The organism is Williamsia sp. Y712, assembly GCF_059445525.1.
This window is the reverse complement of the sequence record NZ_JCAIUN010000001.1, coordinates 2,291,650-2,306,442: the sequence shown is the minus strand read 5'-3', so window position 1 is coordinate 2,306,442 and position 14,793 is coordinate 2,291,650. Positions and strand designations below refer to the sequence as shown.

The window sequence follows — 14,793 nt, the reverse complement described above, 5'->3', positions numbered from 1 at the left end:
AAGAAGAATGTCAGGCTTGAACAATGTCGGGCTTGAAACGGCGTCAGGGCTTCACCGGATAGTGGCTTCGAATTGCGATGCGGTTCCACGCATTCATCGCGATTGCCAGCCAGCTGACGGCGGAGACCTGCTCGTCGGTCAACGCCCCGTTGTCCCAATCATCGCGCGCCGGAACAGACAGCCTGGTCACTTCCTCGGCCAGACCCAGCGCCGCCTTCTCCCGGTCGTTGAAGTACTGCGACTCCCACCATGCCGCGATGACCGCGAGGCGATCGGCGGTTTCACCTTTCGCGAGTGCATCCCGGGTGTGCATCCGCAGGCAGAACGCGCACCCGTTGAGTTGCGAGACACGGATTTTCACCAGTTCGATCAGCAGCGGGTCAAGGTCTGCCGCGGCTGCCGCCCCGACGGCGGTCTTATCGAGTTCGGCGACAAGCGCATACGCGTCCGGGTGCTGCTTGCTCAGATTCACGTTGCCCATCGCGGTCCCTTATCTACGCCTACGCCGCGGCCGGCAACCAGGTACGAGCGGCCACAACCAGCGCCTTGACCCCGATCGACAACGTCGGATCGATGACGGGAGCATAGTGCGGTGAGTGGTTGGACGGCACTTTGAGCAGCGCGGGATCCGTCATGTCGCCCGTCGTGAACAACGACGGGTCGGACCCGCCGAGTAGCCAATAGGACAGCGGCGCACCTGAACTCGTGGCGAAGATTCCCACATCCTCGCTGCCCGCACCGGCTCCCGGATCGAGAATGTTGCTCGCTCCCAGCCAACCGGCGAACACGTCCAGGGTCCTACCCAATGCAACCGCATCGTTGGTGACAACGGGGAACCGTTCGATCTCCGTGATCGTCGGTTCCTTCGGTGCCCCGGCGGCCGCAGCCTCACCTTTGACGATACGGTCGACACTGTCGAGCACGCGTTGCCGCACCGGTTCGGCGTAGGACCGAATGTTCAGCTGCAATTCGGCGTCGCCGGGGATGACGTTCGCAGCGTCACCGGAGTGAATGGAGCCGACCGTCAGCACAGCGGTGGCGGTGCTCGGGATCTCCCTGGAGATGATCGTCTGCAACCGAAGCACCGTTGCGGCGGCCAGGACCACCGGATCGACGGAGGCCTCCGGCATCGACCCATGCGCGCCTTTGCCGATGAGATGGACTCGGAGCGAATCCGATCCGGCGTACGAGGCCCCGGCATGACCGGCTATCTTCCCTGCGGGCAACGGGGCGACATGCTGGCCGAGAACGACATCCGGTTTCGGGATCTTGTCGAACAACCCATCATCGACCATGGCCTGCGCGCCGGCACCCAATTCTTCGGCCGGCTGGAAGACGAGTACCAATGTGCCTCGCCACGTGTCGGTTCCGGTCGACAAGACCTGCGCCGCGCCCAGCAGACACGTGGTGTGCAGATCATGCCCGCAGGCATGCGCAACCGGAACGGTTTTGCCGTTCTCATCGGTCGCGGTGACAGTGCTCGCGTAGTCGAGCCCGGTATCCTCTTTCACCGGAAGAGCGTCCATGTCGGCTCGGAGCAATGCCACCGGGCCTGACCCATTCTTCAGCACCCCGACGACCCCGGTCCCGCCGATCCCGGTGGTGACCTCAAAGCCCAGGGCGCTGAGCCGATCCGACACGATCCCGGAGGTGCGCTGCTCCTGGAAACCGAGTTCTGGGTGGCTATGGATATCCTTGTACAGGTCCTGTAGCGCCGGATCGATCGCGATGTCGTCGTGGATGGCCATGGGATGGTCCTTCCCTGTTTGCCCGACTACGGGTTCACACCCGGGCGCCGTCGGCAGCGGCGTTGCTACCACACAGACCCCGTGAAACAACCCTACGACCGAACCACACTTCGGAAAGCAAGATTTGAGAAACCGGCCGCAGCAGTCGCTGTGAAGCGAAGGCGTCTACAGCACAGATCTGAGATCGGCAGTGTCCGGAATGCCCACCTCGGCAATGGCGGTCCGTCTCTCTGGCAAGTGGCGCCACCGCCCGTTCGCCACCGCAACTCCGTTGACCCGCACACCCGTCGGCGCAGCGTCGACGCCGATCAGTTCGATGCGGCGGATCGGCGGCCTGGGCGTCCGGGTGCCGGACCCAGGCGACGACGTCTCGACGGTGAGTTCACGGGTGGCATCGTCCCAGCTGAACATTGTCCAGGAGTACCCCTCCACGAGATGCTCGTTCGAGTGGCCGTCGTCTTGATACAGGCGCGATGAAGCATTGGCACCAGCGAACACCTTCAGCGACAACGGTTCCGCACTGTCGGCAGCCGGGGCCGCCGCACCGGCCAGTGTCGGGATGGTGGCCCCGGCCCGCGCATACACCGGGATGTCGAACAGCGTGACAGCAACATCTCGAATTGCTGGACCTTCGAACACTGCACCATCGAAGATGTTGACCCACTTACCCTCCGGGAACCAGATACGTTTTACCCCGCCACCGGCACTGCGCGGCCGCACCACCGGGGCCACGAGCAGATCATCACCGAGCATGTACTGATGGCGGAACTCGTACGCCTGCTGCTCTTTTGGCCAGTCGAGGTACATGCCACGGGCCATCGGCAATCCGGTGTCGTGCATCACCCGGGCCGCGGTGTAGAGATACGGCACGAATGCCGACCTTATCCGCAAGGTCTCGGCGGCGGCATCGTTGAAGGGTTGCGCGAACTCCCACGGCAGGCGTGGGGTGCCGATGTTCTGGGAATGGATTCGCATGATCGGCGAGAATGCGCCGAATTGCATCCAGCGAACGTATCTCTCGGGATCGGTGTCGCCTTTGAAACCGCCGATATCGTGCGACACGTACCCCATACCGATGTTGCCTTCGGCGTGGGTGAAGACCACTTCGAAGGCGAGGGTCTCCCACGTCGAATAGGTGTCACCGGTGAAGTGGATTGTGTGCCGGTGCCCGCCCCATGGTCCCGGCCGGGTACCCACCATGTCCCAGTACGATGCACCGTTGCGGGCCAGGAGTAGCCATCGGTTTGTCAACGCTTTCGGTCGTCGGCCATACGCCCGCGCGATCCACACATCGTCAGCGATTTCTGCCGGACCCGCTCCGACACACGACTCGTCGATGATCCAGTCCAGCCACCAGAAGTCGACACCTTCGGTCTCGAACGAATCATGCAGCCGCATAAAGGAATCAATATGGCCACGCTTGCCCAGGTCCCAGACATACGAGGGACCCGATGCTCCGGCAACGTCGAGTTCCAGCGCGGAGAAGAACCGGGACGCGGGGGTCAGTGCCGGCTGCAGTGTGCCGCCCGCCCGACTCGACGCGTCACCGAAACGACTGTCGTTGCCGGCGATACTGGGATGGATGTTCAGCCCGACCGCCATCTTCACCTGGTGCGCCCAGGCCAGGAACCGCTGCGGGTCGGCGAACAGCCTGCGATTCCAGCCCCACCCGTTCCACGAGTTGGGTTCTTTGAAGTCCGTGTCGATGATCAGCACGTCCAGCGATGCTCCCACCGACCTGTACTTCGGCACCAGTTCGGCGCGGTAGTAGCGCTCGTCGTAGGGCGCATACCGCGAGAACCAATTCCCGAATGCCTGTCGCGGCAGCAGAGGCGTTGCCCCGGAGAGGGTTCGGTAATCCGCAAGTGCCTGTTTGTAGTCGTCGCCATAGGCGAAGATGTATCCATCGCGGTATCCCGAGGCGCTGCGGCGAGGGACATACACGTCCGCGTCGTCGGGAACGAGGACGGACCGGGTGTCGTCGATGAAGAACCATCCGGCACGCGAGAGCAGTCCGGGTTGCAGCGACGTCTCACCACGAACCGAGTCGAGGCAGCGCAGCCAGCCGCCGAAGTTGTCCGGCGGCAACGGCGGGATCGACGCGGTCCAGACTTCGAGATTGGCGAGAAAAACGGTGCCCGTCACTTCCGGCGCATACTGATCCGAAAGCCATACGGGAGAAACTGTCGCGCCCGAATGCGCCAGATCGACCTCTGGCGCACCGGCATCGAACCGGGACACCGGACAACTCGTCGCCATCGCGTCGGTCTCGAGTCGGACGGAATCTCCCGACTGCAGCACCCGATACTCCGGCGTCCGCGCGGCGCGGTGATGGCCCAGCATCGTCGGACGATCCTCGAACTGCCTGTTCGGCGAGTATTCGTACCGGACCAGACCCGGCGTGATGACGGTCAGCCGAACATTGCCAACGGTGATCAGACCTTGGCCGTCGTCCACCAGATCAATCGCGTCGGCAGCGGCCGCGCCACCCGATACCGATAGAGCCCCCGCCGCTGCGGTGAGACCAATTCCCGCAATCGCCTGTCGCCTGGTGATACCCGCGTGCACACCCGGTGCACCAGTGTCTTCCACACGGCGGAGGCTACCTGCGGACCTGCGGCGATTCTCGGCTTCAACAGAATCTGATCAGCGGCCACAGACCCGTGGCTGAATCTTTTCGAATGTTGTCATTTCAGCCAATGGTGTCGGCATCTTGCCGCCTGCACACTGTCAATCATGAGCGTCGAAGTCTTCGAAATCGTCCTGGCAACAACCATGTTCACATTGGTCGCGGCGTCGGCAATCTCGCTCGCCGTCAGCAAGTGGCGGCGAGAAGTTCGCCCAGGATCGCGCGCGCCAACTGTCGACCACGCCGGAGCCCATCCGCCTGTGCGCACATTTTCGTCATCTCCGTAGCCCGGCAGTGGGAGAATCCGAGCAGGAGGTGTCCTGTGAATACCACCGATTATCTGGTCGTGGGGGCTGGCGCCAGCGGGCTCGCGTTCACCGATTCCCTGCTGAACGAATCGGATGCCGAGATGCTGCTCGTCGACCGACGCACGGAGGTGGGCGGGCACTGGCGCGACACCTACCCGTTCGTACAGCTGCATTCGCCGTCGGCGTACTACGGTGTCGGTTCCAGACCACTCGGGAAAGACCGGATCATCGAGTCCGGCCGCAACAGCGGATTCTACGAGCAGGCGTCCGGCCCCGAGATCCAGGACTACTTCGCGCGGGTCCTCTCTGAAGGGCTCGCACCGTCCGGACGGGTCGCGTTCTTGGGACGACACGACTTCGTGGGCAGCAACGACGGTGTGGCACACCTCCGCGACACGGTGACCGGAGCCGTCACCGATGTCACGGTGCGCCGACGGGTCGTCGACGCGCGCTATCAAGAGGCCTCCGTGCCGGCGACGCACACGCCGTCATTCAGCGTCGAGCCGGATGCTCGATTCGTTCCGATCGGGCTGCTGCCGGAGCGGGCTGGTGACCATCGCCGGTTCACAGTCATCGGCGGCGGCAAGACGGCGGCGGATGCCGGCCTCTGGCTGCTCGATCACGGCATCGCTGCCGACCGGATCCGCTGGATCAGGCCGCGCGACATGTGGTTCAACGACCGGGCCGGGCTGCAGCCGCTCGATCAGGTCGGTGCACTCATGCACGGTTTGGCCGATGAGGCCGAGGCAGGCGCCCAGGCGCACGACCTCATCGACCTGTGCCGCCGGCTCGAGGACGTCGGCCGGCTGATGCGACTCGATCCCGACGTGGAGCCGACCATGTACCGGGGCACGATGCTGAGTCGGCGGGAGCTGGATGAGCTGCGAGGCATCGAGGACGTGGTTCGGCGCGGGCACGTGCGCGCCGTGGGCCCGAGCCACATCCGGCTCGATGATGGCGAGATCCCAACCGAGCCGGACACGCTCCTCGTCGACTGCTCCGCACGTGGTCTCGCGTCCTCGCCTGCGGCGCCGATCTTCGACGGCGACACGATCCGGCTGCAGCAGGTGCGCCACAACTCCCCCACGTTCAACGCAGCACTGCTCGGCTTCATCGAGGCGCACCGCGACGACGATGCCGAGAAGAACCGGCTGGCCCGGCCGAATCCGTTCCCGAGCACCCCGGCCGACATGGCGAACATGCTCACCCGCACCTGGGCCGGCGCCCGCATCTGGCAGAGCGAATCAGACATCCAGCACTGGATCGACGGCAGTCGCCTCAATCTGATGCGCGGGCTCGTCGAGCGGATGGGCGACGAGCATGTGCGGTCGGGGGTAGAGCGATTCGTGACCCACGTCGCCGATGCCACACGCCGGCTGCCCTCCCTGGTGTGAGGGGCTCTTCCGCCGGTTCTCCTCGAAATCCTGAGCCTCAGCATCTTGACTACGGCAGCGACAGTTTCTCGATCTCAGATTCTGACGGCTCCATCCGAGCCGCGTAACTCGGGTCTGGTGCGGCGACATACGCTTGAGCACGATGCCCAACCCACCCACTCCACCCCCATTTCCTTTCCGCCGCACCGGGCGGGTGATCTACAGCTCTCGCGGGCTCTACGGCTTGACCGTGTTCATCGTGCTCTTCGTCATGCTGATCGGAGCATTGGCATACGTCTACGCAGCCAATAACTCCACAACCAATATCGTGGTGATGTTGTGCTTCCTAGGTGTGCTGCTGGCGATGGCCAGTTGGTGCATCTATTGCGGACGCCGCGTCCAGATCTGGGAACGTGAATATGAGCGCGTGATGGGCCACAAGTTCGGCGCATAGTGGCGATAGTTTCTTGCTTGGATCCGGTGGAGCGATGAGTGCGTGGCAAGGCGAAGACAGGCCCGGCTATGGCGCACAACGGAATTCAACCGCGTCACGGCGGTTAGGAAATATTTCCCCTGCGTCGCCGACTGGAGTGGTCAGGCAATCCATGGGTTCACCAGCTCGACCCCAGTGTGAGCGAAGTCCTTGGTGTTCCGAGTTGCACACGTTGCGGCATGTGCTCGACAGATCGCAGCAATCTCGGCGTTGGCCATTGTGATCGGTTCGCGAGTGAAACAGCCTTCGCCGCGTAAGCGGCTGCGCCCAACGCGTGCGCCCCCAAGGAACAGGGATCGTCAGCGAATCACCAGATCAGAGGTTGTGGCACTCAGGGTGATCGGTGCGATCGACTTTCCGCGCATCCACGTGCTCACGAACTGCGCCAGCTCGGGGTCGTCGGCACGCTGCGTGTAGGCCGCGTGCGGGATCTCGATCGCACCGATGAGATGGCGCGGCGTCGAAGTCAGACCCACGTGTCCCGGCGTCATCCGCATGCCGTCCGCGGTGTGCAATTGCACCGGCATTCGGGCACCTGTCCCGGTCACGACCACCGCATCGCGCGTGGTCACCGCGGGGTCGAAGTTCGCGACCTCCAACCGGTACCCAGACGGTCCGGCGTGCAATCCCACCTGGTCGAGCAACCGCGGGTCGACCACGCTGTAGGGCAGGCCGATGTCGATCAGTGTCTGACCATCGACGGCGGCGTCGCGCGACGGCAGCGACGCCGACAGGTTCCACGGCTTGAGCGGGGCCAATGTATCGGCGGAACGATCGGCCGCGGAGTTCTCGAGTGGGCTGCCCTGCAGCGGCGAATCGGTGGGCACGAACGTCCATGACGAGGCATGAATGTCTTTACGCCAGAAGCCGGTACGACCGTTGTCGCGGCCTTCGACTCGCAGCTCACGCTTTTCGACGCCTGGTCCGGTGGAGATCACGGTGATGCTGGACGTGATCTCACCCGGAACCTTCGGTTGTTGAGTCCAATCCGGCGCGGGCAACTGCACCGCCGCCGTCGAACGATCCCAGGTCTCCTGGTTGAGGTCCGTCGCACTCGGCTTACCGGTCTGCGGCTCCCAGCTGTAGCGGAAGAACACCGAGTCCGACCCGGAGGAATCGAAATCGAAAGTCCGCGTGTACATGTCGCCGTAGCGGTTCATCACGAAGGTGGTGGACGCCGCCGCCGACAGCGACACCGATTGGAAGCGTCCACCCAGCGGGCTACCGATCTCATAGCTGTTGTCGTTGGGTAGCCACGGATCGGCGTAGGTGATGCGGCTACCGTCGCCGGTGAGCGCTGGAATCATCGTCATCTTGGCCTGACCGCTGGGATGCACGCGGCCGGCGATGTCGGCGTACTCGCGGTTCGCGGTCGGCGACGTGACGCTGAGCGCCCACCCGCCGGTCCGCGTGTCCGGCAGCGTACGACCCGGTCCCAGCCACAGCAGCGCGCCCCACCCCGACGTCCAATTCCACAGCAACGGTGACTGGGTGACGTTGTCCATGGTGTAGATCCAGCCGTCACGATCAATGCCGACGAGCTCGTCGTCATCGAGTGAGATGGCGGTGATCGCGCCGTTCAGACACGACGGCAGCCGAACAATCCGCCAGGGAGCGCCCGCATCCCGTGGTCGCGTGAGCAGTTCCCCGTCGACGAGGGCGAACTCCCAATAGTGGTTGAACTGCGTGCGCTCGGTGCGCAGATCGACACGAGTAGGGGCATTTGCACCGCGGTACGTGGCGAAGGTGTTCAACCCGGTGCGATCACCGGTGGACGGCGCTCCCGGCGGCAGTTGCGCAGTCCCGAACGGAACACACCCCGCCGGTCCGGCGATGGCAGAGGGCGATGCGATGGCGGTGCCCGTGCCGACGACTGTCACGAGCGCGACAACGGCCCCGGCGAATCGAAGGTTGATGCGGCGGACCAAAGAACAGGGCATGCGAGCACTATGCCATGGGGTCCCCTGCTCGCTGTCCGTTCTACGTACCGAAACCGCTCGACGGTCGCTGGGCGCTGTCAGGCGTCAGATCGGACCGTCCTGTCCAAGGGCGACTCGTACATGTGGCCACGCAATTCGGTACCGACACTCACCTCCGGGCGCAGATCGAGACGGCGCAAGAGCTGAGCGTTCAGAGCGACCACAACAGTCGACACCGACATCAGGATGGCGCCCACCGACATCGGCAGGACGAATCCGATCGGTGCCAGGACACCGGCTGCCAACGGAACCGAGATGAGGTTGTATCCCGCTGCCCACCAAAGGTTCTGTTCCATCTTGCGATAGGTGGCCTTGGACAGCCGGATCACCGAGATGACCGACCGCGGGTCGTCGCTCGCCAGGATCACTCCCGCAGAGCCGATCGCGACGTCCGTGCCGGCACCGATCGCGATCCCGACATCGGCCTGCGCCAGTGCGGGTGCATCGTTGACGCCGTCACCGACCATCGCCGTGACGTGACCCTCATGCTGTAATTCCTGCACCGTGGATGCTTTGTCCTCCGGCCGGACACCGGCGAAGTACCGATCGATACCGAGCGCCTGCGCCACCGACCGTGCGACCGCCTCGGCATCCCCGGTGATCATGACCACCTTCACGCCGAGGTCGTGCAGCGCGCCGACCGCTTGCCGGGATTCCGGACGGATCTCGTCGGCGAGGCGGACTGCTCCGATCAGTTCGTCGTCGGCCAGAACGTGCAGGATGATTGATCCGTCCGCTCGCCATGCGGCCGCCACGTCGACTTCGGCGCGCCCGTGGTTCTCCAGCAGACGGGGGCCTCCGACATGGATCTGACGTCCGTCTACCGTCGCCGAAACACCCACTGCTGGAGCCGAAGTGAAATCCTTCGCGGGCGGGATGGGTAAGCCGCGCTCCTGTGCAGCGCGCACGATCGCCTTGCCGAGTGGATGTTCACTGCCGGCCTCGGCGGCCGCCGCGAGGGTGAGCACGTCGTTGTCCGAGTGCGCGCCGACCGAGTGCAGGCCGATCACAGTGGGCTCACCTTTGGTCAGTGTCCCGGTCTTGTCGAAAAGCACCATGTCGACGGACCGCATACTCTCCAGCGCGAGTCGGTCTTTCACCAACACCCCGCCGCGGGCGGCACGCTCGGTCGCGATCGCGACGACCAGCGGGATCGCCAGACCCAGCGCGTGCGGGCAGGCGATGACCAGCACCGTGATGGTGCGGACAACCGCGTCGTCGGTCTTGTCCAGACCCGTCCAGATCGCCGCGGTGATCACCGCAGCACCGAGTGCGTACCAGAACAACCAGCCCGCGGCCCTGTCGGCAAGACGCTGCGCGCGCGATGATGAGTTCTGCGCCTCAGAGACCAACCGCCCGATCCCAGCCAGTGCGGTGTCCTGCCCGATCGCCGTAACTTCCACCCGCAGACCGGAATCCGTGGCCACCGTGCCGGCGACCACCGTATCCCCCACGCCGCGCGCAACGGTGCGCGATTCGCCGGTGACCATCGATTCATCCATCTCGGCCGTACCGTCGACCACCTTTCCGTCAGCGGGCACGGAGGCCCCGGGCCGCACCAGGACCACATCGCCGACCTGCAGGTCGGACGGCGCCACGACGACGGTCGTGTCGCCGTCGACCCTTTCGGCCTCATCGGGGAGCAGCGCAGCGAGCGAATCGAGAGCCGAGGTGGTCTGTGCCAACGAACGCATCTCGATCCAGTGCCCGAGCAGCATGATCACGATCAGTAACGCCAGTTCCCACCAGAAATCGAGCTCGTGATCAACGATTCCGATACTCGCGGCCCAGGAAGAGACAAATGCGACCGTGATGGCCAGCGCGATGAGCAGCATCATGCCGGGGGCGCGCGCACGCACCTCACTGACGCCACCGGTGAGAAACGGGCGCCCACCCCAGACGTACATGACCGTGCCCAACACCGGAGAGACCCATTCGAGCGCCTCGGAGTCGGGCAGATCGTAATCGAGCAGCGAGGCGAACATCGGAGAGCAGAGCACCACCGGGACGGCGAGGATCAACATGATCCAGAACAGGCGACGGAACTGCGCAACGTGATGAGCATGCCCACCTGGACCGCCGTGATCGGCGTGCCCGGCCGGATGCATGGCAGAACCGTCGTCGTGGACTGAATTGTCAGGGTGATGGCCGGGGTGATCGACGGCCGCCTCGGCGCCCTGGTCACTGCCGCCGTCCCCATGTGTTGGGTCCATCAGCCCTGTGTACCCCTGACAGGAGTCGTTGTGGAGGGCCTTCGGTCACGCATCGCAGGAAAATTTGGACCGAATCCGGCGCCGTACCGCCGATCACCTCCCAGAAACGTCGACCTGCTCGACCCCACCAAACTCGTGCCCGAAGCGCCGCTGAAGTCTGACCACGTTGCAACCGGTGCTGCCGCCCAGCTGCCTGGACGGCAGCACCGTGTTTTTCACACTATGGAGTTGTCAAGGATGCATGCGCGGTCCCGAAAGATCTCGGGTGCGCGGGAGTGGAGAGTCGGTTGAGTCAGGCGGCGAGGATCAGGCCGCGAGGGTCAGGGTTCGGCGGTTGTAGGCCGGTAACGGTTTTCGCTGCGGATCGACGTCGGCCGGTGGGATCAACCACGGGTGCCCATCCGATCCCATGATCACGTCCCAATCGGTGTTGTGGACCGCCATATGGCAGGTGCGGCACAACAAGCACCCGTTCTCGAGCGTGGTGAGACCACCGTCAACGAAGTGGACGATGTGGTGGCAGTCAGACCAACTCGCATGTCCCCCGCATTTCACACAGCAGGTGTCGCGGATGATGATCGCTTTACGGACCAACCCCTTGAACAACCGTTTCGGCGGACTCAAATCGACCGGGACTTCCTGCCCGTCGAGGGTGATCGAGGTGATCGACGAATCACACGCCAACATCGCAGCAGTCGCCTCGGTAACCGGACCCATCCACGGCAACGACGCAGCATCGGGATGATCAGCAGGAACAGTCACATTCACCTCGGTCCGCGGCGCCGACACCAGAGTTTGCCCACCCCCACCGCAATCCAACAGTTGATGCAGGGCATCAGCCCGGCGCTGCGTCGGAGAACGCGGATCATCGGAACCATCCGGTTCGGGACGTGCTCTGGACCAGAAGTCCAACGCGGAGAACAACTTTTCACCGATCACCGCATCCACATCGAACGTCCCGACACAGCGACCCTCACGGACTTTGTATTCGAGGCTGTTCAGTGACCGGTCTTCGGCCGGCGGCGGCCCACCGGTGTCTTTGGCAATCTCGTTACCCAGCGCGCGGGCGGCGGCATTGATCTCTGATGGTGGCGCTCCGGAGATGGCGTGGCTCAACAGTTTCCGCTCGAACCCGATCCGCTGCTCGGCCGTGACAACTTCTTCGGACCGCCCGACAACATGCCCGACACCTTTGACCACCGCATCGACGTGCTCAGACGAGAGAAACCCATCCTTCGAATACCCGGCGGTACGATCCAAACCGACCAGACCCGGACCGATACGTAACCACCGATACGCCGACACCGGCGCTGCACCGTTGGACTGCAACAACTTTGATGTAGTCGAACCGGCCTTACGGGCCATCCCCAACTCGTCGATCACCGCCGCACACACCGCAAGCTGATGCTCGGCCACGTTGCGCAGAGTGATCAGATCCTTCACCACCCCCAGCGCATCGTTCGCGTCATCGGGAATCTCTAGGTCGACAATGTCGTCGACCATCTCGAGAAGTCGCATGGCACAGCACCTTCCAAGGAGAGCAAAACCGGGGTCATCGACCAGGGTGTCTCTGCGGGGAAGGCGTCAGATACGTGATGCTTGTGGTCGATGACTCCACTGTACCGGCTCGAACGCATGTTCGCAAGGGAGTCTTTAGCGAAACCTGTTGACCACCAACATATTTAGGTAGTTTGCCGAAGCAACTCGAACCACCGCCCATTCAGATCATCGAAGGCCCAATACCCGGAATGGGTTCAGCTGCAGCAGCATCGGCTATTCGAATGGCCGGATCAACGACGCCACTGATACCGGATCTTCGGCCGCCCGGCGTGGCCGTAGTCGGTGTGGCGTACCAACGTTCCCTCTTCGGCGAGCCGTTCGAGGTAACGCCATGCCGTCACCCGCGACACCCCGACGATCTTGGCCGCGTCGGCGGCAGTGATGCCACCGACGGTGTCGCGGACAACCTTTGCCACCTCGTCTGCGGTTCCCGGCGCAGCACCCTTCGGTGCGGCGGATCGGTCCGCGCCGGTGCGCAATTCGGCGAAGGCGCGGTCCACCTCGGCTTGACTGGCGGCGTCGGTACCGGCCGGGAGGGCCGCGCGGTAGCGCTGATAACGCTCGAGCCGATCGCGAAAGGCCGCGAAGGTGAACGGCTTCAGCAGATAGGCCAGCGCCCCGTTGGCGACTGCGGCGCGCACGATCTGCAGATCGCGTTCCGACGTGATCGCGATGATGTCCGGCGCGGGGCGTAGCCCGGACAACGCAGACGCGAGGTCGATGCCGGTGGCGTCGGGCAAGCCGATGTCGAGGAGCACCAGGTCGATCGGGGCTCCACTGGCCGATGCCGCGACGGCGGCCTGCATTGCATCCCGGGCGGTATGGACCAGCGCAGCCGCGGTGAATCCGGGGATTCTCCCTAGATAGGTGCTGTGAGCCTCGGCGATCAATGGTTCGTCTTCGACGATGAGCACGTTGATCATCACGCCGCCTTACCGATGCGCACCGTCACGACCGACCCGTATGTCATCTCCGCGGTGAGCGTGCCGCGGTGCCGATCGACGACCTGGGCGACCAGTGCGAGACCCAGTCCACGCCGCCCGTGCTCACTCCCGCCCTTCGTCGAATAGCCGCGCTGCATCGCCTTTGAGAACTCCGCGGGGTCCATGCCGTGGCCGCTGTCAGCGACCTGGATCAGCAGGTCGTCCCCGTCCAGACGGACCGTGACCTCCACCCACGGATCGTCCCGATCGCAGGCGTCGAAAGCGTTGTCGATCAAATTGCCGACGACGGTGACCAGCTCTGGCCCTGACAGCAGCACTTCTTCTGCGTCCGAGGACAATTCGGTGTCATCGGTGATGGTGAAGCCGATACCCCGCTCGTCGGCCTGGGCGCTCTTGCCGAGCAACAGCGCCGCGAGCGCGGGTTCACCGACGGCTTCCGACAGACGGTCGACCAGACGTTGGGACAGTTCCAACTCGGTGGTTGCGAACTTCACGGCCTCATCGGCGCGGCCCATCTCGACGAGCGTCACTATGGTGTGCAACCGGTTCGCGGATTCGTGGGCCTGGGAGCGTAGCGATTCGGCAAACACCTTCATCGAGTCGAGTTCACCCAGCGCGCCCTGCAATTCGGTGCGGTCCCGGATGGTCACGACCTCGGTGTCGGGAGACCGCTCACCGGCTACGTGAGAACGGTTCACCACGAGCACCCGGTCGCCGGTGACGTGGACCTCGTCGCGCGCACCGGGAGAGTAGGAGCGCAAGAAGAGCGGCAGAGACTCATTGTCGATCTCGCCCGACGGCAGGGACAGCAAGCGCCGCGCCTCGTCGTTCGCCAACGCGACACCGCGGCGGTCGCGCACGATCAGTCCCTCCGAGACCGAGTGCAGGATCGCGTCGTGGTGCTCGTACATCACTTGGAGTTCGGTCGGTCCGAGGCCGTGTGTCTGCCGGAGCAACCGTCGCCCGATCGCCCAGATCCCGATCAGTGACACCCCCAATGCGGCGAGCGCGACCAGGATGATCTGCGGAAGCTCGTCCCGCCAGCGCTGCCCGAGAGTCTGCTGGGTGATACCCGCCGACACCAGGCCGATGATTTCCCCCGACGACGAACGGACCGGGGCCACCGCCCTGACGGAGGGCCCGAGAGTCCCGGTGTAGACCTCGGTGAAGGTTCGGCCTTCCAGCGCCGGTCCGATGGTGCCCAGGTAGTCCTGGCCGATGAGGGCCGGGTTGGTGTGAGTGAAGCGGGTCCGATCGGGCGCCATGATCGTGATGAATCCGATCCCGGTGTCCTCGCGAATGCGCCCGGTCACCGGTTGGAGGATCTGCGGCGCGGTACCCGATGCGATTGCCGCTGCCGTCGAGTTCGACTGGGCCAGGGTACTGGCGATACCGAGGACCTGTTGGCGCGCTGCCGAGTCGCTGTCTCGGCGGGCGTCGAGCAAAGCCAGTGCACTCCCCGCTAGCACGATCACCGCGACAACCACGAGTTGCAACACGATGGCCTGACCTGCCAGAGAGCGTGGCACCAATCTCGTCATCGACC

11 protein-coding genes are annotated in these 14,793 nt (G+C 64.3%); 3 read left to right on the top strand and 8 right to left on the bottom strand.

The window, feature by feature from the left end:
- Positions 1 to 43: 43 nt before the first annotated feature.
- The 3 genes from AC1D75_RS10465 to AC1D75_RS10455 all read right to left on the bottom strand — a co-directional run bounded on the left by AC1D75_RS10465 (position 44) and on the right by AC1D75_RS10455 (position 4,340).
- Positions 44 to 481, bottom strand: a complete 438-nt coding sequence (locus AC1D75_RS10465; RefSeq protein ID WP_495515165.1) for a carboxymuconolactone decarboxylase family protein — start codon at positions 479 to 481, stop codon at positions 44 to 46.
- Positions 482 to 500: 19 nt separating this feature from the next.
- A complete protein-coding gene (locus AC1D75_RS10460; RefSeq protein ID WP_495515164.1) occupies positions 501 to 1,748 on the bottom strand; it encodes an amidohydrolase in 1,248 nt (415 codons plus the stop codon).
- Positions 1,749 to 1,913: 165 nt separating this feature from the next.
- Entirely contained in the window at positions 1,914 to 4,340 is a 2,427-nt protein-coding gene (locus AC1D75_RS10455) for a glycoside hydrolase family 31 protein (RefSeq protein WP_495515163.1), read from the bottom strand.
- Between the two features lie 144 nt (positions 4,341 to 4,484).
- On the opposite strand from AC1D75_RS10455, the gene AC1D75_RS10450 reads away from it, so the two are divergent.
- From AC1D75_RS10450 to AC1D75_RS10440, 3 genes are all read left to right on the top strand, one after another.
- The gene (locus AC1D75_RS10450) at positions 4,485 to 4,664 is read left to right on the top strand and encodes a hypothetical protein (protein ID WP_495515162.1); all 180 of its coding nucleotides are present in this window, start codon (positions 4,485 to 4,487) and stop codon (positions 4,662 to 4,664) included.
- A gap of 35 nt (positions 4,665 to 4,699) precedes the next feature.
- Positions 4,700 to 6,079 carry an NAD(P)-binding protein gene (locus tag AC1D75_RS10445; protein WP_495515161.1) on the top strand — a complete coding sequence of 460 codons (1,380 nt, stop codon included), beginning with the start codon at positions 4,700 to 4,702 and terminating at the stop codon, positions 6,077 to 6,079.
- A 142-nt stretch (positions 6,080 to 6,221) separates the two neighbouring features.
- Positions 6,222 to 6,512 (top strand): hypothetical protein, encoded by a 291-nt coding sequence (locus AC1D75_RS10440; protein ID WP_495515160.1) that lies wholly within the window; start codon positions 6,222 to 6,224, stop codon positions 6,510 to 6,512.
- Positions 6,513 to 6,850: 338 nt separating this feature from the next.
- On the opposite strand, the gene AC1D75_RS10435 is transcribed toward AC1D75_RS10440, so the two are convergent.
- From AC1D75_RS10435 to AC1D75_RS10415, 5 genes are all read right to left on the bottom strand, one after another.
- The gene (locus tag AC1D75_RS10435; RefSeq protein WP_495515159.1) at positions 6,851 to 8,491 is read right to left on the bottom strand and encodes a hypothetical protein; all 1,641 of its coding nucleotides are present in this window, start codon (positions 8,489 to 8,491) and stop codon (positions 6,851 to 6,853) included.
- A 77-nt stretch (positions 8,492 to 8,568) separates the two neighbouring features.
- Positions 8,569 to 10,743, bottom strand: a complete 2,175-nt coding sequence (locus tag AC1D75_RS10430; RefSeq protein WP_495515158.1) for a heavy metal translocating P-type ATPase — start codon at positions 10,741 to 10,743, stop codon at positions 8,569 to 8,571.
- A 306-nt stretch (positions 10,744 to 11,049) separates the two neighbouring features.
- On the bottom strand, positions 11,050 to 12,261 hold the full coding sequence (locus AC1D75_RS10425; protein ID WP_495515157.1) for an HNH endonuclease: 1,212 nt from the start codon (positions 12,259 to 12,261) through the stop codon (positions 11,050 to 11,052).
- Between the two features lie 272 nt (positions 12,262 to 12,533).
- Positions 12,534 to 13,226, bottom strand: coding sequence for a response regulator (locus AC1D75_RS10420; RefSeq protein WP_495515156.1), 693 nt, complete (start codon positions 13,224 to 13,226; stop codon positions 12,534 to 12,536).
- Entirely contained in the window at positions 13,226 to 14,788 is a 1,563-nt protein-coding gene (locus AC1D75_RS10415) for a sensor histidine kinase (protein WP_495515155.1), read from the bottom strand. Before AC1D75_RS10415 ends, AC1D75_RS10420 begins: the two co-directional genes overlap by 1 nt.
- Between the last annotated feature and the right edge of the window lie 5 nt (positions 14,789 to 14,793).

Bases quoted from the DNA above. Each gene is read 5' to 3' on its own strand.
- AC1D75_RS10465 (WP_495515165.1), bottom strand. From the start codon at position 481: ATGGGCAACGTGAATCTGAGCAAGCAGCACCCGGACGCGTATGCGCTT.
- AC1D75_RS10460 (WP_495515164.1), bottom strand. From the start codon at position 1,748: ATGGCCATCCACGACGACATCGCGATCGATCCGGCGCTACAGGACCTG.
- AC1D75_RS10450 (WP_495515162.1), top strand. From the start codon at position 4,485: ATGAGCGTCGAAGTCTTCGAAATCGTCCTGGCAACAACCATGTTCACA.
- AC1D75_RS10440 (WP_495515160.1), top strand. From the start codon at position 6,222: ATGCCCAACCCACCCACTCCACCCCCATTTCCTTTCCGCCGCACCGGG.
- AC1D75_RS10435 (WP_495515159.1), bottom strand. From the start codon at position 8,491: ATGCCCTGTTCTTTGGTCCGCCGCATCAACCTTCGATTCGCCGGGGCC.
- AC1D75_RS10430 (WP_495515158.1), bottom strand. From the start codon at position 10,743: ATGGACCCAACACATGGGGACGGCGGCAGTGACCAGGGCGCCGAGGCG.
- AC1D75_RS10425 (WP_495515157.1), bottom strand. From the start codon at position 12,261: ATGCGACTTCTCGAGATGGTCGACGACATTGTCGACCTAGAGATTCCC.
- AC1D75_RS10420 (WP_495515156.1), bottom strand. From the start codon at position 13,226: ATGATCAACGTGCTCATCGTCGAAGACGAACCATTGATCGCCGAGGCT.
- AC1D75_RS10415 (WP_495515155.1), bottom strand. From the start codon at position 14,788: ATGACGAGATTGGTGCCACGCTCTCTGGCAGGTCAGGCCATCGTGTTG.